The sequence below is a fragment of the Arthrobacter silvisoli genome (genome assembly GCF_003369445.1).
In the GTDB taxonomy this organism is placed as follows: domain Bacteria; phylum Actinomycetota; class Actinomycetes; order Actinomycetales; family Micrococcaceae; genus Arthrobacter; species Arthrobacter silvisoli.
The window spans coordinates 1-23,258 of record NZ_QRCU01000004.1 but is presented as its reverse complement, the minus strand read 5'-3'; the positions used below and the strand labels follow the sequence as shown (position 1 = coordinate 23,258).

Genomic DNA, 23,258 nt, shown 5'->3' with positions numbered 1-23,258 from the left:
GCCGCTTCCCATTCCGCGCGGGCTGCCGCGCCGCGGTCCACCACCTGGCGGGCGTGGGCCAGGATGTCCTGGTCCACCTGGAAGGACTTTTCCGGGTCGAAGCCCAGGACGTTCTTCAGGGCTGCGACTTCCTCGCCGCCGAGGGCGGAGCCGTGGATCTTGCCGGTGTTCTGCTTCTTCGGGGCCGGGTAGCCGATGATGGTGCGCAGCGAGATGATGGACGGCTTGGAGGTCTCGGCCTTGGCAGCCAGCAGTGCACTGTACAGTTCCTGGACGTCTTCGACGTACTCACCGGTCGGATTGTTTTCGCTGGGGCGGGTCCAGTCCACGCGCTGGGTGTGCCAGCCGTACGCTTCGTAGCGCTTCAGGACGTCCTCGGTGAAGGCGATGTCGGTGTCGTCTTCGATGGAGATGTGGTTCTCGTCGTAAATGACCACGAGGTTGCCCAGTTCCTGGTGGCCTGCCAGCGAGGACGCCTCGGAGGTGACGCCTTCCTGGATGTCGCCGTCGGAGGCGATCACCCAGATGGTGTGGTCGAACGGGGACTCGCCGGCGGGAGCATCGGCGTCGAACAGGCCGCGCTGGCGGCGCTGGGAGTAGGCGAAGCCGACCGAGGAGGCCAGGCCCTGGCCCAGCGGGCCGGTGGTGATCTCCACCCCCGGAGTGTGCTTGTACTCCGGGTGGCCCGGGGTCAGCGCGCCCCAGGTACGCAGCGCCTCAAGGTCCTTCAGCTCCAGGCCGTAGCCGGAAAGGAACAGCTGGATGTACAGGGTCAGCGAGCTGTGGCCGGGGGAGAGGATGAAACGGTCGCGGCCGATCCAGTCCGGGTCCTTGGGGTCGTGGCGCATCAGCTTCTGGAACAGCAGGTATGCCGCCGGTGCCAGGCTCATCGCCGTGCCGGGGTGGCCGTTGCCCACCTTCTCCACGGCGTCGGCTGCCAGGACGCGGGCGGTGTCCACTGCACGCTGGTCCGCGCTGGTCCAGTCGAGCGTTGCGGTGCTGCCAGCGACATGCGTCGCGGTTGCTGTCGGATTCACGATATATCCCCTTCGATATGGTTATCGGCCAGTGACGGTCGAATGGAAGCGTCTGCTGACATCCATACTCTCGATACAAATGGGTAGGGGTAACACTGTTTTTTGACGGTTCTAACTATCCGTTCGGATTGCCTTGGCTTTTTCTGCCCATCGATAGACTTTTCGGATGGACCCGGCTCCCGGTGAGTCCTGCCAACACTTCGAACCAGGATCTGAGCGCTCATGAAAATTGGAATCCTCACCAGCGGCGGCGATTGCCCCGGACTCAACGCCGTCATCCGCGGTGCAGTCCTGAAGGGCATCGCCATCCACGGCCAGGAGTTCGTCGGTTTCCGCGACGGCTGGCGTGGCGTGGTCGAGGGCGACATCATCGACATCCCGCGCACCATGGTCCGTGGCATCGCGAAGCAGGGCGGCACCATCCTGGGCACCTCGCGCACCAACCCCTTCGAGAACGGCGGCGGCCCCGAGGTTATCAAGGGCCACATGGACCGGCTCGGCATCGACGGGATGATCGCGATCGGCGGCGAGGGCACCCTGGCCGCGGCCAAACGGCTCACCGACGCCGGGCTGAAGATCGTGGGCGTGCCGAAAACCGTGGACAACGACCTCGACGCCACGGATTACACCTTCGGTTTCGACACCGCCGTGCAGATCGCCACCGAAGCGATCGACCGGCTGCGCACCACCGGCGAATCCCACCACCGCTGCATGATTGCCGAGGTCATGGGCCGGCACGTCGGCTGGATCGCGCTGCACGCAGGCATGGCCTCCAGCGCCCACGTCATCTTGATCCCCGAGCAGAAAATCTCCATCGAGCAGATCACCGAATGGGTCAAGGAAGCCCACGGCCGCGGCCGCGCCCCGCTCGTGGTGGTGGCCGAAGGCTTCGTGCCCGACCATATGGAAGCGCCGCACTCCGAACGCGGCCTGGACACCTTCGGCCGGCCGCGGCTGGGCGGCATCGCGGACCAGCTGGCCCCGGAGATCGAGGCCCGCACGGGCATCGAAACCCGTGCGACCATCCTGGGCCACATCCAGCGCGGCGGCGTGCCTTCGGCGTTCGACAGGGTGCTAGCTACCCGTTTGGGTATGGCGGCGATCGATTCGGTGGTGGAGGGCCGCTGGGGCACCATGGTCTCCCTCAACGGCACCGACGTTGACCATGTCGCCTTCGAATCGGCCCTGGGCAGGCTCAAGACCGTCCCGCAGCACCGCTACGAGGAGGCAACGGTTCTCTTCGGCTAGCCCCGGGGTTTCGGCTAGCTTGCTATGGTTTCCTTCGCCGCCTGCGAGGCCTTCATCCACTCACTCAGCCACGGCGCCCGGACGCTCGACGTAATCCGGCAGTCGGCAACGAAGGTTCCCTTCGCGCCGTCGTCGATCCAGTCCTGGAGCGCGGAGAGGTCCGCAAGCGAGCGGATGACCGCGGATTCCGCGCCGAGCGCGCTGGCGATGCCGCTGAAGTCCACTTCGGGGATCAGCATGGGCTTTTCGGTCAGGCCCTTGGAGCCGTACTGGTGGATCTCGGCGCCGTAGGCGGCGTCGTTGTAGATCACGACGACGGCGCTGGCCGCCGCGCCCACGAGCGATTCCAGGTCGGACAGGCCCATGAGGAAACCGCCGTCGCCCGAGGCCAGCACCAGCGTGCGGCCTTCGTCTACGGCCCGGGCGGCCCCGACGGCGCTGGCGAGGCCAAGCCCGATGGTCTGATAGGCGGTTCCCACCATCACGAGGTCCTGGGGGCGGGGAATGTGCCAGTACATGGGTGCCCAGCCGAGGAAGTGCCCCCCGTCCTGGACCACCGTGCGGCGCTCCGGGAGGATCGCGTCCAGCGCTGCGGCCAGGGCGCGCGGATCAAGGCGGCCGTCCGGGGTGTCCGCGGAGCCGGCGTCATGGCCGGGCCCTTCGGCCAGCCGCTTCCGGGCTTCGGCACGCCAGGCTTCGGCAGCGCTTGCCCCCGTAGCCGGGGCCTGCGGCCGGGCTGCCATGTCCAGCAGTTCGAGGAGCTTGCCCGCGGCGGCCTTCGCGTCCGCACCGACAAAGAGGTCCACCCGGGGATGCGTCGCCTGCAGGGCGGTGTCGATCTGGATGACGGTGCTGTCCGGGCCCATCAGGTGGCCGAAGCGCATGGTGAAGGGACTCAGGCTCGCCCCCGCCACCAGCACCACGTCCGCCTCGCCCATGAGGCCTGCCGCGGTGTCCGTGCCGAAACCACCCGCGACGCCGAGGTAGCCTTCGCCCTGCAGCAGGTTCAGCGCCAATGCCGTTCCTGCGGTCAGCGCGCCGAGGCGGTCGGCGAGCTTCCGGAGTTCGGGGCCGGCTCCGGCGAGGTGCGCGCCGCGGCCGGCGAGGACCAGGGGCCGCTTCGCCCCGGCGAGCAGCCGGGCGACCCGCTCCAGTCCGCCGTCGACGTCGTCGCTTACCGCTGCCGCCGGCGGAACCGGAAGTTCCTCGTCCGCTGCCTCCAGCGCCGCGAGGTCGTACGGGATGGCGATCACGACGGCGGTCCGCCTGGCCAGCGCGTATTCCACCGCTTCCTGCGTGATGGAGCCAGCCGCCTCGCGGGTGACGGTGAAGGTCGCCGCCCCGAGGCCGGCGGCGATGGCCGGCTGGTCCACGTCCCAGGCCCGGGCGCCGCTGCTCGGCGCGTCCCCGGTGACGAGCACGACGGGGATCTGTGCCTGGACCGCTTCCGCGAGGGCCGTCAGGGCGTTGGTGTAGCCGGGCCCGTAGGTGGTGGTGCCAGCCGCGAGGCGCCCGGAGGCGCGGTAGTAGGCGTCGGCGGCGGCGATGGCTGCACCTTCGTGGCGCACTGCCGAGAAGCGGAGGCCCTGCTTCTCGGCCGCGTCCAGGAAGTAGACGTTTCCGTTGCCCATGACGCCGAAGACGTCGCTGAGGTAGCTGCTGAGAACCTCGGCCACGCGGCCGGAGACGGTCAATGAAGTCATGGCAGTGATCTTCGGAGCATGCCGTCAGATAGGCAAGAGACAGAAAATTGTCTGGGATTTTTGTCAGTTCTGGATATTGATACTGAAAATATGCCCAGTTGTGGCGCGGGTCACCCGGTCTTATTCCGGGGAGGCTTATTCCGGGGAGCGGGATGCCTGCTGTGCCAGCCGGTTCAGGAGGCCGTCGAAGCGGGGCGGCATGAACTCCAGGACGGAGATGGCCGTGCTGGTCCGCTGTATTCCCTCGATTTCCAGGATCTGGTTGGTGATGCGGTAGAGGTCGGCGGTGTCCCGGGCCACCACCTTGGCCATGAGGTCTGCGTCGCCGGTGGTGGCGTGCACCTCGATGACCTCCGGGATCGCCTCGAGCCCGTTTTCCACCGAGCCCGCACGGGTCTGGCTGATGGCCAGGGAAAGGAAGGCGATCAGGCCGTAACCCAGTGCTGCCGGGTCCAGCCTGCGGCTGAACGAACTGAGGGCGCCACTGCGCTCGAGCCTCGCCAGGCGGGCGTGCACCGTGTTCCGTGCGACGCCAAGTGTCCGGGAGAGTGCAAGCGCGCTGGATTCCGGGTCCCTGTCGAGGGCGAGGATGATCCTTGCGTCCAGGGAATCGAGGTTGCGAGGATTCGGGATGGTCATATTTTCACCACAGACGATAGAAGTTGAGCAGAAATCCCAGTGCCGCCAGCGTATCTTGCAATGTGCTCCGGGTCACTTCCATGATCGAGCCTCATGACCAGTGATCAGATGCTGACGGCACCCAACTCCGCTCGCCCCGTCCTGCGTGGCGCGGTCTCCGGACTGCCGTCCTATGTCCCGGGCCGGCGCGCTTCCAGTGCGGAGCGCGGCGAGGGCGTGGACATCGCAGCCCTCGCCAGCAACGAAAGCCACTACGAACCGCTGCCCGCGGCGGCCGCTGCGGTGGCCGAAGCGGCAGGCAGGATGAACCGCTACCCGGATATGGCCGCCGTCGGGCTCCGCGAACGGATCGCCGGCCACCTCGGCGTCACGCCCGATGAGATCGCCGTGGGACCCGGAAGCGTCGGCGTCCTCCAGCAGATCATCACCGGACTCTGCGACGCCGGGGACGAGGTGGTCTTCGCGTGGCGGTCCTTCGAGGCCTACCCCATCCTGGTGGAGCTGGCAGGCGCCCGGGCGGTCCGCGTTCCCCTGGATGACACCGAAGGCCACGACCTCGACGCCATGGCCGCCGCCATCACCGGCCGCACCAAGGTGGTCCTGCTCTGCACGCCCAACAACCCGACCGGTGTCCCGATCGCCCACGATCGCCTTGAGGCCTTCCTGCGCTCCGTCCGTTCCGACATCCTCGTGGTGATCGACGAAGCCTACGTGGAATACGCCGAAGCGGGCAGCGGACCGGACTCCCTCGCCCTCTACCGTGGGTACCCGAACGTCTGCATCCTGCGCACCTTCTCCAAGGCCTACGGCCTGGCCGGGCTCCGGGTCGGCTACGCCGTCGCGGCGCCTGACATCGCGGAGGGGCTGCGCCGGACCGCGATCCCGTTCGCGGTGACCGCCCTGGCCCAGGAAGCTGCGATTGCCTCGCTGGATGCGGCGGGCGAGATGCAGGCGAGGGTCGCCGTCGTCAGGGAAGAGCGTTCCCGGATGGCCGCGCGGCTGGAAGCCCGGGGCTGGAAACTGCAGCCGAGCCAGGGAAACTTCCTGTGGATCCGCGCGGATGACGAGGACCGGGCAAGGCTCGTGGCCGCGTTCGACCAGGCGGGCATCATGGTCCGCGCCTACCAGGGCGACGGCATCCGGATCACCGTTGCCGACCCCGCCTCGAACGACCGCGTTCTCAGCGTCCTGGAAAACAGCGTCCTGGAAACGAACGCCTGAACCCCCACCCCGACACAAACCGTTCCACCCCAACACCCGTTCCACCCCCAAACACCCGTTCCACAACCCAGAGGACTCCCCATGGAACAACGGACAATGACGTCTGCCCGCACCGCATCCGGTGCCCCACTTGGCGCCGCCCTCAAACCCCGCCAGCTCACGATGATGGGGCTCGGCAGCGCCATCGGCGCGGGCCTCTTCATCGGCTCGGGCGCCGGCATCCAGGCCGCCGGCCCCGCCGTGCTGATCTCCTATCTCGTGGCAGGAACCCTCATCATCCTGGTGATGTGGGCCCTCGGCGAGATGGCCGCAGCCAATCCGGACAGCGGCGCGTTCTCCGTCTACACCGCACGGGCCTTCGGACCCGTGGCCGGCGCCACCGTGGGGTGGCTCTGGTGGGTGCAGCTCGTGGTGGTGATCGCCGCCGAGGCGCTCGGCGCAGCCGCCCTGCTGGCCAGCGTCTTCCCCGCGCTGCCGGTATGGCTCATGGCCTTCGTGTTCATCGCGGTGCTCACCGCAGTGAACCTCACCCGGGTAAAGAACTTCGGCGAATTCGAGTTCTGGTTCGCCCTGCTCAAGGTGGCCGCCATCGTCGGCTTCCTGGTGATCGGTGCCGCCCTGCTCTTCGGCTGGATCCCCGGCGTCCAGTCCCCGGGCCTGTCCAACTTCACCGGTGCCGGCTTCGCCCCGAACGGCTTCGCCGGAATCGCCACGGCGCTCTTCGTGGTGGCCTTCGCCTTCGGCGGCACCGAAATCGTCTCAGTGGCAGCAGCCGAAACCGAAGATCCCGCCCGCAGCGTGGGCAAGGCCGTCCGCACGGTGCTCTGGCGCATCCTGGTTTTCTACATCGGCGCGATCTTCGTCATCGCAGCTGTGGTTCCCGTGGGCTCGGCGGGGCTGAAGAGCCCGTTCGCCGCCGTCCTGGACGCCGCCGGCATGCCCGGGGCAGCCACCGCCATCACCCTGGTCGCCGTCGCGGCACTGCTCTCCGCCCTGAATGCCAACCTCTACGGAGCCTCCCGGATGGCGTTCTCCCTGGCCGGGCGCGGCGAAGCGCCGCGTGCGCTCGCGTTCGTGTCCAAGGCACAGGTCCCGGTTGTCGCGGTGCTGGCCAGCGTTGCCTTCGGCGTTGTGACGGCCGTGCTCGAGGTGGTTTTCCCGGACAAGGTGCTTCCGGTGCTGCTGAACATCGTGGGCTCCACCTCCCTGCTGGTGTGGACCTCAGCCCTCCTCGCCCAGCTCGCCCTGCGCCTTCGCGCGGACCGCGACGGGACCGCCCTGCCGCTGCGGATGGCGGGCTTCCCCTGGCTGACGGGGATCGGCCTGTTCATCCTCGCGGCGATCTTCGTTGTGGGCTTCATCGGCGAAGATTCCCGCCCGCAGCTGCTGAGCACTTTTGCCCTGGTGGCGCTCCTGGCGGTAGCGAATTGGCTGCACCACCGCACGGCCAAGGCCGGGTCCGGCAAGGGGTCCGACGGCGTCGGCTCACCTGAGCAAGCGAAGGCTCCGGTTCTGGTCGACTAGGGCTGCTTGAATCCCGGGCTCGCGGGTTCCGGTCCCCCTCGCGGTGTGTAATCCGCGAGCCGGGCAGGGACCCGCGGGTTCGTCCACTTAAGGTCGCGGTTCAAGTTAAGTCCGCGGTTAAGCGGCGCCCGCCTCAGTGGCCGGACATCTCCAGGCAGCCGCCATCGAGGATGGATCCGCGCGACGAGACCTCCACTTTGCCGTCGGTGCCCACTAAACCGACAAGGCAGCCGCCTGCAACCGGGACACCGAAACGGATTCCGCTGCCGGTGTCGTCGGTTTGGGCGTCTTGCGTGTTAACGCCGATGGCGTCCAGCGCGCGTTTAACTTCCTTGTTGTCCGCCGGATCCGGAAGCGCCTCGAGGGCCTTACGGACCGCCGGGATACGGCGGTTGTGCTCGGCTTTGGTTCCGGCACTCAACGGCCGCTGTTCGCGGTACCGTTCGTTCTCCGCCATGGCGGCTTCGGGGTCATAGCCCGCGCAATTCGACGGCTGCGGAAGCTCCGGCACAGAGGGGCAGGCCGCCGTCGGGCCGGGGTTGGATGTGACTGCCTGGCCCGGCGGAGGCGCCACCCCGCAGCCGGCCAGCAGTACCGCAGCCGCCACGACGATGACGCTCAGGACACCCTGTTTCCCCATGCCCGAAGCCTACGGCACTCAGTCCTGCAGCGGCTTCCGCGCCAACCATGCCGCCACGAGGGCACCGGAAATGTTGTGCCACACCGAGAACACAGCCGAGGGCAGGGCCGCGAGCGGCGTGAAGTGTGCCGTGGCCAGGGTGGCTGCCAGGCCCGAGTTCTGCATGCCGACCTCGAACGCCAGGGCCCGGCGGGCCTTGCCGTCCAGCCGGCCCACCTTGCCTGCGAGGTAGCCAAGTCCCAAGCCGAAGCCGTTGTGCAGCACCACGGCCAGGAACACGATGCCGCCGGCGGCGACGATCTTGCCGGCGCTGCCTGCCACGACCACCGCGACGATCACGGAGATCACGACGGCGGAGGCCCACGGCAGTGCCGGCAGCACCTTCGCAACGAGGTTCTTAAGGAACAGGCGGGCCAGCAGGCCGGCGACCACCGGCAGCAGCACGGTCTTGACGATGTCCAGCACCATGGCGCCGGCGTCGATGTGCAGGAAGGAGCCGGCCAGCAGCAGCGTCAGGGCCGGCGTCACCAGGGGAGCGATCAGCGTGGACACGGAGGCGACGGCCACGGACAGGGCCACGTCGCCCTTGGCGAGGAAGGCCATCACGTTGGAGGCGGTGCCCGACGGCGCACAGCCCACCAGGATCAGGCCCACCGCTAGCTCGGGCGGCAGCTGCAGCAGGACGGCGATCAGCCAGCCCGCGCCCGGCATGATCACGTAGTGCGCCACGATGCCCAGCGCCACGGCCCAGGGGCGGCGCGCCACGGAGGCGAAGTCCGGCGGGGTGAGGGTCAGGCCCATGCAGAACATGATGATGCCCAGCAGGTACGGGACCGACGGCGCGAGTGGCTTGAAGACGCCGGGGGCCAGGAATCCGGCGACACCGGCGGCGATCACCAGCAGCGGGAAGACCGTGACCGCCACCCGGGCGATCTTCGCTTCCGCTGCGAGGGCAGGGTTCGCGACGGCTGAATTGGACGTGGTGTTTGTTGCCTCAAGCATCTTTCCATCGTGGCAGCCGAGGCGAGGGAGCCGCGAATCCGTGACCCGCCGTCGGGCAGATATGTCAGACATAACTGCCCGGCGGCGGGCCGGGGCACCTAGGGGCGTTCCAGGAAGGACTCCACCTTCGCCGGATCGCGCTCGACGACGTCGCCGAGGATGCCATCCACCTTCTCCATCAGGACCGGGTCGAGGACCACGCCGGCTGCGGTGGCGTTGTCCTTGAGCTGTTCCGGCCGGGAGGCGCCGACGATCGCCGCGGAGACGTTCTTGTTCTGCAGGACCCAGGCGACGGCGAACGCGGCCATGGACAGTCCGGCTTCCTCTGCCAGCGGCCTGAGTTCCTGGACGCGCCCGAGCACTGCCGGCTGCATGTAGCGGTGCTCCGTCTTCGTGCCGCCGTCGTCCGTCGAGAAGCGGGACTCGGCAGGCGCGCCCGCGCCCGGTGCGTACTTGCCGGTCAGCACGCCCTGCGCGATCGGCGACCACACGATCTGGCCGAGCCCGAGTTCTTCGCAGAGCGGCACCACTTCGGGCTCGATCACCCGCCACAGCATGTTGTACTGCGGCTGGTTGGAGATGAGCTGGATGCCGAGTTCCTTCGCGAAGGCGGCGCCGCGGCGGATCTCGTCCGGCGTCCATTCGGAAACACCGATGTAGAGCGCCTTGCCGGCCCGCACGACGTCGGCGAAGGCCTGCATCGTTTCCTCGAGGGGCGTTTCATAGTCGTAGCGGTGGGCCTGGTAGAGATCCACATAGTCCGTGCGGAGGCGGCCCAGGGAGCCGTTGATGGACTCCATGATGTGCTTGCGGGACAGGCCGCGGTCGTTCTTGCCCTCGCCGGTGGGGAAGTAGACCTTGGTGAAGATTTCGACGCTTTCGCGCCGCACGCCGCTGAGCGCCTCGCCCAGCGCGGTTTCCGCGCGGGTGCCGGCGTAGGCGTCGGCGGTGTCGAAGGTGGTGATGCCAAGGTCCAGCGCGGTGCGGACGCAGGAACTGGCGGCGTCCTGGCCGATCTGCTCGCCGTGCGTGGTCCAGTTGCCGTACGCGATTTCGCTGATGTACAGGCCCGAGTTTCCGAGTTTGCGGTATTCCATGGGGTTCCTTTTCGCTGGGATGTTGCGGGTGAAGGACTGCTTAGGGGACGGCCGTGCGGAGGCGGCGGGGCGGGGCCGTGGAGCCCCTTACGATGAGGTTCGGTTCAAGGCGCTCGACGGCGGCCGGCGCACCTTCGAGGGTGGCGATGAGGGCTTCCGCAGCTAGGCGGCCTTGTTCGGCGACGCCGTGGTCCATGGTCGTCAGGCCGATGGAACCGGCGAGTTCGTGGTTGTCGTAGCCGACCACCGAGAAATCCCCGGGCACCTGCAGCCCTGCCTTCCGGAGGGTGGCCAGCGCCCCGAAGGCGAGTTCGTCGGAGGCGGCGACCACCGCCGTCGGGGGTTCCGCTGCGGTGAGGGCCTTCGCCATCGCCGCGGCCCCGGCGTCGACCGTGTTCCCGACGCCGAACTCCAGGCCCGGATCGGGGGTGATCCCGGCGTCGGCGAGGGCATCGCGGTAGCCGAGCAGGCGTTCCGCGGGAGGCACGCCGCCCAGCGTCGAGCCGGGCGCCTCCTGGATGCCGAGGAACGCGATGCGCTCGTGGCCGAGGTTGATCAGGTGCCGGGTGGCCGCACGCCCGCCGTTCCGGTCCTCGACGCACACCGAGGAGGCGCCTGCCCGCTCCGAACCGACCAGCGCCACCACCTGGCCCTGGGCTTCGAGGGCCGCGAGTTCCTCGGGTGTCAACTGCAGGGCCAGCACCAGGGCGCCGTCGGACCGGCCTTGGAGGCGGGGCGCCGCAAAGAACGCGCTGCGCAGTTCCGGCGTGGACAGCTCGGTGAGCAGGACGTCGTAGCCTGCGCGACTGAGCACCCGGCCGGCCGCAGCGATCACCTCCGCGAAGAACCATTTCGAGAGAAGCGGTACGACGACGGCCACCGTGCGGGTGCGTCCTGTCGCCAGCCGGGAGGCGCTCAGGGAGGCGACATAGCCGAGCTCTTCGGCAGCTTTCTGCACGCGCTTGCGGGTCGATTCAGCAATGCCAGGAACCCCGCGGAGGGCGCGGGAAACCGTGGAAACCGAAACCCCGGCGCGTTCGGCGACACTTTGGACGGAAGAGGACATGTTCCGAGGCTAGAGGAACTCAGCGACTTCTTGCAAGCGCTTGCAAAGATCCGCACCTCCAATTCCAGGGCCATCTTGACCGGGTAAGAATCGGGGGCTTCCCACACCCATGTGTGTCATGTACCATTGCACATATCATGTGACATCGAACACAGCGAACGATGTTTTCACCTGTTCCCCACATGGAAGAGCGTTATGACCCTTTCAGAAATCGCGAACGGCAAGCTCGCGCCCCGTACCGGCATCAGGCTGGACAACATCTCCAAGCGTTACGGCGACCATCTGGTGATCGACGATGTGTCCCTGAACGTCGAACCGGGCACGGTGACGGCGTTGATCGGCCCCTCGGGTGCCGGCAAGAGCACCTTCCTGCGGTGCATCAACCTCCTGGAGCGCCCCGACTCCGGGACCATCCAGGTGGACCACCACACCATCGAGCCGGGCAAGGTGATCAACGCCAAGGATCTCGCGGCGCTGCGCCGCACGGTGGGAATGGTGTTCCAGTCCTTCAATCTCTTCCCGCACATGTCCGCCCTGAAGAACATCAGCTTTCCGCAGCAGAAAGTGCTCGGCCGCAGCAAGGAAGAGGCCGACGAGCGCGCCCTGCAGCTCCTGGAACGCGTCGGCCTGAAGGACAAGGCGCACCAGCACCCCGGCCGGTGTTCCGGCGGGCAGCAACAGCGCATCGCCATCGCCCGGGCGCTGGCCCTTGACCCGTCCATCATGCTGTTTGACGAGCCGACCTCGGCCCTGGATCCCGAGGTGGGGCTCGAGGTCCTGGCGGTCATGCGCGAGCTCGCCGACGACGGAATGACGATGATCGTCGTGACCCACGAAATGCAGTTCGCCCGGGACGTTTCGGACACCCTCGTGGTGATGGCCGACTGCAGGATCATCGAACAGGGCGATCCGCGGGCCATCATGAGCGACCCGCAGGAGGACCGCACCCGGCGCTTCCTGCGCGCCGTGCTGGAGCGCTGAAATGGACGCATTCTCCGCAGTCCTGCAGGGACTGCCCATGACGATCGTGCTGACGCTGTCAGCCTTCGCGATCGGCATCGTCGGTGCGGTGCCGCTCGCGGTGGGCCTGTCCTCCCCGAACGTGGTGCTCCGCCTGGCCTGCCGGCTCTTCGTGGACCTGGTGCGCGGCGTGCCGATCATCGTGTGGCTGTTCCTGCTGAAGTTCGGCATCCAGGTGGGCACCTTCAAGTTCAACCCGGTGGGCGCGGCGATCGTGGGCCTGGGCGTGGTGTCGATCGCCTACCTCGCCGAGATCTACCGCGGCGGCCTGGAATCGGTCCCGCGCGGACAGAACGAAGCCGCGGACGCGCTCGGCCTGACCCGGGGGACAACGTTCCTGCGGGTGCTCGTGCCGCAGGCGTTCCGTATCGTCTCACCGTCCATTGCCACCTACCTGACCGGCCTGCTGAAGGACTCGTCCATCGCTTCGACGATCATCGTGGCCGAAATGGTGTTCCAGTCCCAGGCCTTCGCCCGGCAACACCCCACCATGGAAGGCATCCTGCCCTACGTGCTGGTCGGCATCCTGTACATCGTGTTGAGCCTGCCGGTGGCCTACCTGTCCCGCAGCCTTGATGCCCGCATGAGGAAGGCGGTCTACGCATGACCTGGCTGATCGAATGGGCAGGCTACCTGCCGCAGCTGATGTCCGGGCTCGGCGTGAGCCTGATGATCGCCGGCGTCTCCATCGTGGCGGGCTATCCGCTGGGCCTGGTGCTCAGCGTCATGGTCCAGCACCGGAACCTGGCCGTGCGCACCCTGGGCCTGGCCGTCGTCGAAATCGGCCGCGGCGCCCCCGCCCTGGTGATCCTGTACCTGTTCTATTACGGGCTGCCGAAGTTCGGCATTGCCTTCGAAAGCATCACCGCGGCCTGCCTGGCGCTGATCTGGAACTCCGCGGCGTACTCCTCGGAGATCATGCGGGCAGGAATGCAGTCCGTGGCCCGCGGCCAGCACGAGGCCTCGGCCGCCCTGGGCCTGTCCCGCGGGCATACCTTCTTCCGGGTGATCATGCCGCAGGGCATGCGCTCGGCCATCCCCGGCCTGATGGGCGTGGCCATCCAGATGTTCCAGGGAACCTCCCTGGCCTACGCCATCGCCGTGCCGGAGCTGATGAAGTCCGCGTACAACATCGGTTCCCAGGACTTCAACTACCTGCAGATCTTCGCCCTCGCGGGCATCTGCTACGCCGCGATCTCCATGCCGGCCACATGGATCACCGTGTACTTCGAAAAACGCCTGGCCCGCCACACCTGACCCCTTTCTGCAGATCCCCACGCATCCCCCACCAACAGGAGGAAAGAAATGACCATGCACAAGCTCAAGACCACCGGTGCGCTGGCCGCCGTCGTCCTCGCCGCCGGCCTCGGCCTGACCGCCTGCGGCGGGTCCTCGACCGCGAGCAGCTCCAACTGCACCCCCAAGCACCAGGGAGTCCAGACCGTCGCCCAGGGCAAGCTGACCATCGGCGTCATCGACATCCCGCCGTTCAGCAGCTACAACAGCGGCAAGCCCAACGGCATCGACATCGCAATCGTCAACAAGATCGCCAAGGACGAATGCCTCGAGCCCGTCTACCAGCAGGCCACCTACGCCGACGCCGTGCAGTCCATCTCCGGCGGCAACATCGACCTCGCCCTGGGCACCATCGACGCCACCGAGAAGCGCCTGAAGGCCGTGGACTTCTCCGCCTCCACCTACCTGGACGGCATGGGCATTGCCTCCAAGAGCGGCGCCACCACCGTGGCCGAGCTGGAGAAGATGAAGAAGGTAGGCACCATCGACGGGTACCTCTGGGTGGAAGACCTCCGCAAGATCCTCGGCGACAAGCTGGTCACTTACCCGTCCAGCGTTGAGCTGAAGGCGGACTTCGACGCCGGACGCCTGGACGCCGACGTCGATGCTTACGGCGTGCAGGTCCTCCAGTTCAAGGATGCCGCCGGCGTCAAGGTCGCCCTTGCGAACGAGAAGCCGGATTCCCGCGTCGGCGCGATCACGCAGGCGCCGGAGGCGGCCTTCCCGATGACCAAGGGCAACGCCAGCCTGAAGGAAGCACTCGACGCCGGCATCCAGTCCCAGCGCGAAGACGGCACCATCGCCAAGCTCCTCACGGATGCCGGCCTCTCCGAAGGCCTCGGAAAGGTGGCCGGGAAGCAGTACGTGGTTCCCGCGAGCTGAGTCCCCGCAGCGGCACGGGTTCACCTTGCTGCTGCAAAACCCGGATGCCGGGCTACGGCCCGGCATCCCCTTATTCCACCTGTGCAATGTCACATGGTAAATTTGCTGTGAGGAACTTCACGGCAGCACGATTAACGGCGCCGAGTGTGCCAGAAGGAAGGAACCAATCATGACTGAGACCCGCAAGCCCTGGCGCGGCGTACACGTTGCCACCGCGCTGCCGTTCAATGAAGACTTCAGCGTGGACTTCGACGCCTACGCCGAGCACGTCCGCTTCCTGGCGAACGCCGGCTGCGACGGCGTGGCCCCCAACGGCTCCCTGGGCGAGTACCAGACCCTCAGCGAAGAGGAACGCGGCCGCGTCATTTCGACGGCGGTCGAGGCAGCTCCCGAAGGCTTCACCGTGATGGCCGGCGTGGGTGCCTACAGCGCCCTGCAGTCCGTGAAGTGGGCCGAGCAGGCCGCTGAAGCCGGCGCGTCGTCGCTGATGCTCCTTCCGCCGAACGCCTACCGTGCCAACGAGGACGAGGTGGTGGAACACTACCGCCGCGTTGCCGCCGTCGGCCTGCCGATCGTGGCCTACAACAACCCGATCGACACCAAGGTGGACCTGACCCCGCAGCTGATCGCCCGCCTGCACGGCGAAGGCTTGATTGTCGGCGTCAAGGAATTCACCGGCGACGTCCGCCGCGCCTACGAGATCAAGGAACTTGCCCCGGAGGTGGACCTGCTCATCGGTACCGACGACACCGTCGTCGAAATGGGCCTGGCCGGTGCCGTGGGCTGGGTGGCCGGCTACCCGAACGCCATCCCGGAGTCCACACTTGAGCTGTACCGCCTCTCCACCTCGGGCGACGTGGCGGACCTGGCACGCGCCCGGACGTCCGCCGCGCCTACGAGATCAAGGAACTTGCCCCGGAGGTGGACCTGCTCATCGGTACCGACGACACCGTCGTCGAAATGGGCCTGGCCGGTGCCGTGGGCTGGGTGGCCGGCTACCCGAACGCCATCCCGGAGTCCACACTTGAGCTGTACCGCCTCTCCACCTCGGGCGACTTTTTTACTTGCACTCCCTGCTCCGCTGGGACAGCAAGACCGAATTCGTCCAGGCCATCAAGCTGTCCATGGACATCGTGGGCCTGCGGGGCGGAGCGTGCCGCCCCCCGCGCGGCCCCCTGAGCGAAGCAGCCCTGGCCGCAGTTACCAAGGACACCGAAGCAGCCCTCGCCAAGGGTTACAAATAAGCAAAACAAAAGGGCTGGGCCCATCGTCGACGGCGGTGACCTGCTTACGGGACTTGGTTGCCGCCGTAAACGGTGACAACCGCACAAGACGGATTCCGGTCCTCCGGAAAGGAGCGCATCGCGAGCGATCGCATCGTGTAGGTCGCCCAGCGACCGAAGCGGTGCATATCGTTCGTGTCTAAGCGACGCCGGAGGGCCGGAATCCGGCGGACCCAGCGGCGGAAGCGCCGGAGCGGAAGCGGACAGCGAGCCGGCGAAAGCCGGCAGAAACAACGAGGAGAGAGCACATGAGAACCAGCCGCATCTTCCACGCCGTGGACTCCCACACGGAGGGCATGCCCACGCGCGTAATCACCGGCGGCATCGGGACGATCCCCGGCGCCACCATGGCCGAGCGCCGCCTGTGGTTCATGGAACACAGCGACTGGATCCGTACGCTCCTGATGACCGAGCCGCGCGGCCACGCCTCGATGAGCGGGGCCATCCTGCAGCCGCCCACCCGCCCGGACGCGGACTACGGCGTGCTGTACATCGAGGTCTCGGGCCTGCTGCCGATGTGCGGACACGGCACCATCGGCGTGGCCACGGTGCTGGTGGAGACCGGCATGGTGGAGGTCGTGGAGCCGGTCACCACGGTGCGGCTGGACACGCCGGCCGGCCTGGTGATCGCGGAGGTCGCGGTGAAGGACGGCCACGCCGAGTCCGTGACCATCCGCAACGTGCCCTCCTTCGTGGACCGCCTGGACGCCGAGGTGGACGTTCCCGGCTACGGCCTGGTGAACTACGACCTCGCGTTCGGCGGCAACTTCTACGCCGTGGTGGATCTGGACAGCCTGGGCCTGCCGTTCGAACGGGAACGCAAGGCCGATCTGCTCAAGGCCGGCCTGGCCATCATGGACGCCATCAACGCCAAGGACGAGCCCGTCCACCCGGAGCGTGAGGACATCCGGGGCTGCCACCACGTGTACCTGAAAGCGCCGGGTTCCACCGCGGAGCATTCCCGGCACGCGATGGCCATCCACCCGGGCTGGTTCGACCGTTCGCCCTGCGGCACCGGCACCAGCGCCCGGATGGCGCAGCTGCATGCCCGCGGCGAACTGGCGCTCAACACGGACTTCATCAACGAGTCCTACATCGGCTCCCGCTTTATCGGACGACTGGTGGAGGAAACGGAGGTGGCAGGCCGGCCCGCCGTCGTGCCCACCGTGACCGGTCGCGCCTGGCTGACCGGCACCGCGCAGTACTTCCTGGATCCCACGGATCCCTTCCCGGAAGGCTTCCTGCTGTGAAGCTGCCCTACTTCGACGCTGCGGCCGTGCGTGCCGCCGCCCCGTGGCCGACGGCGGTCGCGGCCCTGGAGCGCGCGCTCGCCGACGGCATGGATCCGGAGTCCGACAGCCCCCGGCTGTTCAGCCCTGCACCGGGCGGGGAGTTCCTGCTCATGCCGGCGCAGGGACTGGGTTATTCGGGCGTCAAGGCACTCACCGTCGCCCCCGGCAACCCGGCCCGCGGGCTCGGGAAGATCCAGGGCATCTACCTGCTGATCGACTCGGACACCCTGGCGCCCCTGGCCACGATGGACGGGACCGAGCTCACCGCCATCCGCACCCCGGCCACCACCCTCATGGCCGTCAAGCACATCCTGGCCGCGGCCCCTGAAGGAGCCCCTCAGCACAACAATGAACACCCCCAGGTCCTCGTCTTCGGCGCGGGCATCCAGGCGCTCAACCATCTCCGCGCGGCGCACGCCGTGCTGCCCGGGGCACGGTTCGCCGTCATCGGGCAGCGTCCCGAACGGGTGCAGGCACTCATCGGAACGCTCGCCGCAGAAGGCATCACTGTCCGCACCGGCAGCACGGTGGATGTCCCGGGAGCGGACGTCATCCTCTGCACCACCTCCTCCAGCACGCCGTTGTTCGACGGCGGGCTGGTGGCGGACGGCGCGGTGGTGGCCGCCGTCGGGCAGCACGGACTGGACGCCCGCGAAGTGGACGCCGCGCTGGTGCTGCGCTCCGACGTCGTGGTGGAAGGACGCGCCTCGGCGCTGCGGGAGGCGGGCGACCTCATCCCGGCCCGGAGCGCGGAGGAATGGGAATCCATCCACCCGGTGAACCTGCAGGAACTCGTGGCCGGCAAGCTGGAACGCACGCCCGGGAAGCCCTGCCTGTACGCCGGAGTGGGCATGGCCTGGGAGGACCTCGTGACGGCGGCCGTGGTGTATGAAGGAGGCACCAGAGAATGACGCCCGCCCAAGGAGTGCTCACCGTGCCTGCCAACAACCAGCTCCCCATCGCCCCGCTCGGCCGCCAGCGCAGCCTGCGCGAGTCAGTCACCGAGTCGCTGCGTGCCGCGATCATCGCCGGCACGCTGGAGGAGGGGACGCTGTACTCGGCTCCGGCGCTGGGCGCGGCCTTCGGTGTCTCGGCCACGCCCGTGCGCGAGGCCATGATGGACCTGGCCCGCGAAGGCCTGGTGGAAACCGTCAAGAACAAGGGCTTCCGGGTCACCAGCATGAGCGACCGTGAACTGGACGAGATCACCGAGATCCGCCTGCTGCTGGAGCCCCCGGTGATGGCCGACATCGCCGGGGCCGTCCCCGAAGGCGACATGGGCCGCCTGCACAAACTGGCCGAGGACATCGTGGACGCCGCCCGCGAAGGCGACCTGGCGGCCTACCTGGCCGCCGACCGCGACTTCCATGCCGAACTGCTCGAGTATTCGGGCAACAAGCAGCTCGTGGAGCTGGCCACCAGCCTGCGCACCCGCACCCGCATGTATGGGCTGAAGATCCTCAGCGACAACAACCGCCTGGCCAACTCGGCCCAGGAACACCACGAACTGCTGGACCTCCTTGCCGCCGGAGACGGGGCCGCAGCCCGCGAACTCATGCGCCGCCACATCGGCCACGCGCGCGGGCTCTGGGCCACCGGCGAGGACGAAACCCCACCCCTGGAGTAACAGACATGAACTTTGGAAATGGCCCCCGGGGCAGCGATGTCCTGGTCATGGGCGCCGGCGTCATCGGGGCCGCCACCGCCTATTTCGCCGCACAACAAGGCCTGAGCGTCACGGTCCTGGACAAGGGCCTCCCGGCCGGCGGCACCTCCTCCGCCTGCGAAGGCAACATCCTCGTCTCGGACAAGGAACTCGGCCCCGAACTCGAACTCACCCGGTACTCCCTGGGCGTGTGGCACAACGACCTCGCCGAACACAAGAAACTCTGGGAGTTCGAATCCAAGGGCGGGATCATCGTGGCCTCCCGCGAAAGCAGCCTCGCCTCCCTGAACCGGGTGATGGCGGTCCAGCAGGGCTTCGGCGTGGACGTCGAGGAACTGGACCAGGCCGCCCTCCGCGAAGCCGAACCCCACATCTCCCGCGAAGCGCTCGGCGGCGCCAGCTACCGCGAGGACTGCCAGGTCCAGCCCATGCTCGTGGCGGCCCACCTGGTGCGGCTCGCCACCGAGGCCGGCGCCCGTTTCATCGCCGACACTCCCGTCACTGCTTTCCTGCGTTCAGGGCCAGGGCGCAGTGTTTCAGGGCGCGACGGCGGCCGGGTCACCGGCGTCCGCACCCCGCGCGGCGATTTCCCTGCCGGAGCTGTGGTCAACTGCACGGGCACGTGGGCCGGCGAGCTCGCGGCGCTGGCCGGCGTCGAGGTTCCGGTCCTGCCGCGGCGCGGCTTCGTCATGGTCACCGAGCCGCTGCCACCCATGGTCCACCACAAGGTCTATGCCGCCGAATACATCGACAACGTGGGCAGCTCCGACGCCGGGTTGCAGGCGTCGCCCGTGGTGGAGGGCACGCCCAGCGGCACTATCCTCATCGGCTCCACCCGCGAACGCGTCGGCTTCGACCGAACCGTCAGCACCGCCGCCCTTGGCCTGCTGGCCCGCAACGCCACCGCCCTCTTCCCCTTCCTGGAACGGGTCAAGGCCATCCGGCACTACCACGGCTTCCGCCCGTACTGCCCGGACCACCTGCCCGTGATCGGCCACGACGACCGCGCTCCCGGGCTCTGGCACGCCGCCGGCCACGAAGGTGCGGGAATCGGCCTCTCCGCCGGCACCGGGAAGCTCCTGGCCCAGGCGCTCGCCGGACTCACCCCGGACATGGACCTCACCCCCTTCGCACCCGCCCGCTTCGGGGAGTCTGGCGCCCATACTTCAGCCCACCGAGAGGAGGCCACGGCATGAACCCCCAGCCCGTCACCATCACCTTCGACGGCCGCCCCCTGACCGCAACGGCCGGCCAGAGCGTCGGCGCGGCCCTCGCGTCCCAAGGCGTCACCGCCTGGCGCAGCACCCGCAAAGGCGGCAAGCCCCGCGGCCTGTTCTGCGGCATCGGCGTGTGCTTCGACTGCCTGGTCACGGTCGACGGCGAAACGAACCAGCGCGCCTGCCTCGTGGAGGTCTGCGAGGGCATGGAGGTGGAAGGCTCATGAGCGACGCCGTTTCAAGCAGCACCATCAGTGTTGATGTCGCCGTCGTCGGTGCCGGTCCCGCGGGGCTCGCCGCCGCGGTGGCGGCCGCCGAAGCGGGGGCGAGGGTGGCCGTCGTCGACGCCGGAGCCCAGCCGGGCGGCCAGTTCTGGCGGCACGCGCGCGAGACTGTCCAGCCCGAAGCCGCCGATGACCAGCCGGACGGCCACGGCCACCACGGCTGGAGCACATACCTGGACCTGCGGGCGCGTTTCGACGCCGCGCAGCGCGCTGGGCGGATTACGTACCTGCCGGGCCTGCAGGTGTGGATGGCGGAACCTGGATTCACCCTGCACACCACACCGGCCGTCGCCTCTTCCGGAACCGTTCCAGCCACCGTCACCGCCTCCCGGCTCGTCCTGTGCCCCGGCGGCTACGACCGGCAGCTGCCCGTTCCCGGCTGGGAGCTGCCCGGCGTGATGGCGGCCGGGGGCATCCAGGCCTTCATCAAGGCCAATGGCGTGCTGCCCGGCAAGCGCTTCGTCATCGCCGGCACCGGGCCGTTCCTGCTGCCGGTCGCCGCGGGCATCGCCGAAGCGGGCGGGAAGGTGCTGGCCGTGCTCGAGTCCTCCGCGCCGTCGGCCTGGCTGCCTCATCTCGCCGCCGCCTCCGGCGTGCCCGGGAAGGCCCTCGAAGGCGCCGAGTACGCGGCGCTCTTCGCCCGGCACCGTATCCCGTACCGCACCCGCAGCATCGTCACCGAGGTGCTTGGATCCGGCCGCGCGGAGGGTGTCCGCACCGCGAAGGTAGACGCCGAAGGCCGGGTCCGCCCGGGCACCGGGCGCGCCTACACGGACGTGGACGTGGTGGGCTTCGGCTGGGGCTTCACGCCGCAGATGGAACTGCCGGTGTCGCTCGGCGTCGACACCCGGATCGACGCGGACGGTTCCCTGGTGGGCGTGGTCGACGAGCGGCAGCAGTCCAGCGTTCCCGGACTGTTCCTCGCGGGCGAGGTGACCGGCGTCGGGGGCGCAACCCTGGCCGTCCTGGAAGGCCTCGCCGCCGGGGCTGCTGCCGCCCGGCCGGACTCCACCACCCCGGTCAAGCAGCCCGCCGCGATCACCCGGCACCGCCGTTTTGCGCAGGCCATGCACCAGGCCCATCCTGTGCCCGCCGCCTGGCCGGACTGGCTCACCCCGGACACCACCGTGTGCCGCTGCGAGGAAGTCACGGCCGGGGAAATCACGGAAGCCCGGGACAACCTGGGCGCCCGCGACGCCCGGAGCCTGAAGTCCTTCACCCGCGCCGGCATGGGCTGGTGCCAGGGCCGGGTCTGCGGGTTCGCAGCCGCCTGCCTCGGCGCCGGTCCTGGAGAAGCGCCCGACGCCGGATCCCTCGCCGGGAGTGCCAAGCGCCCGCTCGCCGCTCCCGTGGCCATCGGCGAACTGGCTGCCCTCGATTGACCTGCCGGGCATGCAGCCCGGCACGGCGTGCGCGAATTCGCCGGAGAGCTGCCGGGTCGCCGGAACGTTCCAGCGACCACGCAGGGTTCCCGCGACCCCGCGATACGCCCCCGATACCCACGACCCCAACGGAAGGAGACCGCGATGACCGCGATCACCCAGAGCACCACCACCGCCGCCACCACCGACGCCGAACTCGAACACCACCTCGCCGCCGCCCACGCCGCCGCTGCACCCCTGGCCGCCCTCCGCCCGGCTGAGCGCGCCGCCTTGCTGGACGCCGTCGCCGACGCCCTGGACACCGCCGCGGAGCAGCTGGTTCCGCTCGCGCAGCGGGAAACCCGGCTCGCCGAGGCCCGCCTGCGCGGCGAACTGAAGCGCACCACCTTCCAGCTGCGCCTCTTCGGCGAGGTCCTGCGCGACGGCGGCTACCTCGACGCCCGCATCGACCACGCCGACGCCGACTGGCCCATGGGCGCTCCCCGCCCGGAACTGCGCCGCCTTAAGGTGCCGGTCGGCCCCGTGGTGGTCTTCGCGGCAAGCAACTTCCCCTTCGCCTTCTCGGTTGCCGGCGGCGACACCGCCTCGGCGCTCGCCGCAGGCAACCCCGTGATCCTCAAGGCGCACTCCGGCCACCCGGAACTGTCCAAGGCGACGGCCGCCGTCGTGGTTTCCGCGCTGGCTGCCGCCGGGGCACCCGAAGGCAGCTTCGCCCTGATCACCGGAACCGCCGCCGGCGCCGCCGCATTGAAGGATCCGCGTATCAAGGCCGGCGCCTTCACCGGCTCCATCCCGGGCGGCCGGGCCCTGTTCGACATCGCCAGTTCCCGGCCAGAGCCCATCCCGTTCTTTGGCGAACTGGGCAGCAACAACCCCGTTTTCGTCACCGAGGCCGCGGCGGCCGAACGCGGGGCGGAGATTGCAGCAGCCTTCGTGGCTTCGTTCACCATGGGGGCCGGGCAGTTCTGCACCAAGCCGGGCACCCTGTTCGTGCCCGCGTCCTCGGGCATGGTCGAGGGGTTGCGCCAGGCCGCGCTGCCCGGTGCCGCACCGCTTCTGAACGGCCGCATCCAGTCCGGTTACACCGAGGTCCTCCAGGAACTGCAGGCCAATCCGCGCTTGGAAGTCCTGGCCCAGGGCGAGGCGCCGCTGGCCGACCCGCCGGCCCCGACACTGCTGCTCACCACCGCCGCGGACATGCTCGCCGAACCGCACGCACTGCAGGCCGAATGCTTCGGCCCCACCGCCGTGGTGGTGGCGTACGACGACGAGTCCCGGCTCCCGGAGATCGCCGAGACCTTCGAGGGGCAGCTGACCGCAACGATCCACGGCACCGATTCCTGCGAGGTTGCCGGACTCGTGGAGGTCCTGGCCCGTAAGGCCGGGCGCGTGCTCTGGAACCAGTGGCCTACCGGCGTCTCGGTCACCTACGCGCAGCAGCACGGCGGACCGTACCCGGCCACGACGGCGGCCGGCAGCACGTCCGTGGGCACCGCCGCGATCGAACGGTTCCTGCGTCCCGTGGCGTACCAGGGCTTCCCGCAGCACCTGCTGCCCGAGGCCGTGCGCGAGCACAACCCGCTGGGCGTCCCGCGCCTGGTGGACGGCCGCCGGGCAGGGTAGCCAAGCAGGGTAGCCAAGGAGCTGTCGGCACCGCTTCGTGACGGCCGGCTGGCGGGGGCTAGCTGTACTGCCCAGGCAGGTTGGTTAAGCGGCTGATAGGCGGGTGGCCTCCGATTGCGGTGTGGGGCCTGTGGTG

The 23,258-nt window shown here is 68.7% G+C and carries 22 protein-coding genes; 15 read left to right on the top strand and 7 right to left on the bottom strand.

The annotated features are described in order from the left end of the window. On the bottom strand, positions 1 to 1,037 hold a 1,037-nt coding region (locus tag DWV11_RS00610), incomplete at its 3' end, for a transketolase family protein (RefSeq protein ID WP_168404479.1). 222 nt (positions 1,038 to 1,259) lie between these two features. Between DWV11_RS00610 and DWV11_RS00605 the strand changes: the two genes are divergently transcribed. Then, on the top strand, positions 1,260 to 2,285 hold the full coding sequence (locus tag DWV11_RS00605) for a 6-phosphofructokinase (protein ID WP_115786893.1): 1,026 nt from the start codon (positions 1,260 to 1,262) through the stop codon (positions 2,283 to 2,285). Between the two features lie 14 nt (positions 2,286 to 2,299). Here DWV11_RS00605 and DWV11_RS00600 read toward each other — a convergent pair whose 3' ends face one another. Together DWV11_RS00600 and DWV11_RS00595 are read right to left on the bottom strand one after the other, a co-directional pair. Further along, a complete protein-coding gene (locus DWV11_RS00600; protein ID WP_115786891.1) occupies positions 2,300 to 3,988 on the bottom strand; it encodes a thiamine pyrophosphate-binding protein in 1,689 nt (562 codons plus the stop codon). Between the two features lie 135 nt (positions 3,989 to 4,123). After that, positions 4,124 to 4,627, bottom strand: a complete 504-nt coding sequence (locus DWV11_RS00595) for an Lrp/AsnC family transcriptional regulator (protein ID WP_115786889.1) — start codon at positions 4,625 to 4,627, stop codon at positions 4,124 to 4,126. Positions 4,628 to 4,720: 93 nt separating this feature from the next. On the opposite strand from DWV11_RS00595, the gene hisC reads away from it, so the two are divergent. Then, positions 4,721 to 5,848 (top strand): histidinol-phosphate transaminase, encoded by a 1,128-nt coding sequence (gene hisC, locus DWV11_RS00590; protein WP_115786887.1) that lies wholly within the window; start codon positions 4,721 to 4,723, stop codon positions 5,846 to 5,848. Positions 5,849 to 5,929: 81 nt separating this feature from the next. Then, a complete protein-coding gene (locus DWV11_RS00585) occupies positions 5,930 to 7,372 on the top strand; it encodes an amino acid permease (protein WP_115786885.1) in 1,443 nt (480 codons plus the stop codon). A 133-nt stretch (positions 7,373 to 7,505) separates the two neighbouring features. Here the strand turns inward: DWV11_RS00585 and DWV11_RS00580 are convergent, their stop codons facing one another. The 4 genes from DWV11_RS00580 to DWV11_RS00565 all read right to left on the bottom strand — a co-directional run bounded on the left by DWV11_RS00580 (position 7,506) and on the right by DWV11_RS00565 (position 11,177). Beyond that, positions 7,506 to 8,012 carry a hypothetical protein gene (locus DWV11_RS00580; protein WP_115786883.1) on the bottom strand — a complete coding sequence of 169 codons (507 nt, stop codon included), beginning with the start codon at positions 8,010 to 8,012 and terminating at the stop codon, positions 7,506 to 7,508. Positions 8,013 to 8,030: 18 nt separating this feature from the next. Next, positions 8,031 to 9,014: a bile acid:sodium symporter family protein gene (locus DWV11_RS00575; protein WP_115786881.1), complete on the bottom strand. Its 984-nt coding sequence runs from the start codon at positions 9,012 to 9,014 to the stop codon at positions 8,031 to 8,033. Positions 9,015 to 9,112: 98 nt separating this feature from the next. Further along, a complete protein-coding gene (locus DWV11_RS00570; RefSeq protein WP_115786879.1) occupies positions 9,113 to 10,111 on the bottom strand; it encodes an aldo/keto reductase family protein in 999 nt (332 codons plus the stop codon). A gap of 40 nt (positions 10,112 to 10,151) precedes the next feature. Next, on the bottom strand, positions 10,152 to 11,177 hold the full coding sequence (locus tag DWV11_RS00565; RefSeq protein WP_115786878.1) for a LacI family DNA-binding transcriptional regulator: 1,026 nt from the start codon (positions 11,175 to 11,177) through the stop codon (positions 10,152 to 10,154). Between the two features lie 195 nt (positions 11,178 to 11,372). Between DWV11_RS00565 and DWV11_RS00560 the strand changes: the two genes are divergently transcribed. The 12 genes from DWV11_RS00560 (at position 11,373) to DWV11_RS00500 (ending at position 23,122) form a co-directional block, all read left to right on the top strand. Then, positions 11,373 to 12,158: an amino acid ABC transporter ATP-binding protein gene (locus DWV11_RS00560; RefSeq protein WP_115786877.1), complete on the top strand. Its 786-nt coding sequence runs from the start codon at positions 11,373 to 11,375 to the stop codon at positions 12,156 to 12,158. A gap of 1 nt (position 12,159) precedes the next feature. Next, on the top strand, positions 12,160 to 12,804 hold the full coding sequence (locus DWV11_RS00555; protein ID WP_115786876.1) for an amino acid ABC transporter permease: 645 nt from the start codon (positions 12,160 to 12,162) through the stop codon (positions 12,802 to 12,804). Continuing rightward, a complete protein-coding gene (locus DWV11_RS00550) occupies positions 12,801 to 13,454 on the top strand; it encodes an amino acid ABC transporter permease (RefSeq protein ID WP_115786874.1) in 654 nt (217 codons plus the stop codon). The genes DWV11_RS00555 and DWV11_RS00550 overlap by 4 nt, the downstream gene beginning before the upstream one ends. 48 nt (positions 13,455 to 13,502) lie before the next feature. Continuing rightward, entirely contained in the window at positions 13,503 to 14,375 is an 873-nt protein-coding gene (locus DWV11_RS00545) for a substrate-binding periplasmic protein (protein ID WP_115786873.1), read from the top strand. Between the two features lie 169 nt (positions 14,376 to 14,544). Beyond that, positions 14,545 to 15,801, top strand: coding sequence for a dihydrodipicolinate synthase family protein (locus tag DWV11_RS20530; protein ID WP_342767688.1), 1,257 nt, complete (start codon positions 14,545 to 14,547; stop codon positions 15,799 to 15,801). A 105-nt stretch (positions 15,802 to 15,906) separates the two neighbouring features. Continuing rightward, positions 15,907 to 16,908 (top strand): proline racemase family protein, encoded by a 1,002-nt coding sequence (locus DWV11_RS00530; RefSeq protein ID WP_115786872.1) that lies wholly within the window; start codon positions 15,907 to 15,909, stop codon positions 16,906 to 16,908. Beyond that, a complete protein-coding gene (locus DWV11_RS00525) occupies positions 16,905 to 17,861 on the top strand; it encodes an ornithine cyclodeaminase family protein (protein WP_115786869.1) in 957 nt (318 codons plus the stop codon). Before DWV11_RS00530 ends, DWV11_RS00525 begins: the two co-directional genes overlap by 4 nt. Then, positions 17,858 to 18,577 (top strand): GntR family transcriptional regulator, encoded by a 720-nt coding sequence (locus tag DWV11_RS00520; protein ID WP_115786868.1) that lies wholly within the window; start codon positions 17,858 to 17,860, stop codon positions 18,575 to 18,577. The genes DWV11_RS00525 and DWV11_RS00520 overlap by 4 nt, the downstream gene beginning before the upstream one ends. A gap of 5 nt (positions 18,578 to 18,582) precedes the next feature. Next, on the top strand, positions 18,583 to 19,812 hold the full coding sequence (locus tag DWV11_RS00515) for an NAD(P)/FAD-dependent oxidoreductase (protein WP_115786866.1): 1,230 nt from the start codon (positions 18,583 to 18,585) through the stop codon (positions 19,810 to 19,812). Beyond that, positions 19,809 to 20,060 carry a (2Fe-2S)-binding protein gene (locus DWV11_RS00510; RefSeq protein WP_210725629.1) on the top strand — a complete coding sequence of 84 codons (252 nt, stop codon included), beginning with the start codon at positions 19,809 to 19,811 and terminating at the stop codon, positions 20,058 to 20,060. The genes DWV11_RS00515 and DWV11_RS00510 overlap by 4 nt, the downstream gene beginning before the upstream one ends. Beyond that, the gene (locus DWV11_RS00505) at positions 20,057 to 21,499 is read left to right on the top strand and encodes an FAD-dependent oxidoreductase (protein ID WP_115786864.1); all 1,443 of its coding nucleotides are present in this window, start codon (positions 20,057 to 20,059) and stop codon (positions 21,497 to 21,499) included. The genes DWV11_RS00510 and DWV11_RS00505 overlap by 4 nt, the downstream gene beginning before the upstream one ends. 144 nt (positions 21,500 to 21,643) lie before the next feature. Then, positions 21,644 to 23,122, top strand: coding sequence for an aldehyde dehydrogenase (NADP(+)) (locus DWV11_RS00500; protein ID WP_115786862.1), 1,479 nt, complete (start codon positions 21,644 to 21,646; stop codon positions 23,120 to 23,122). Positions 23,123 to 23,258: the final 136 nt, after the last annotated feature.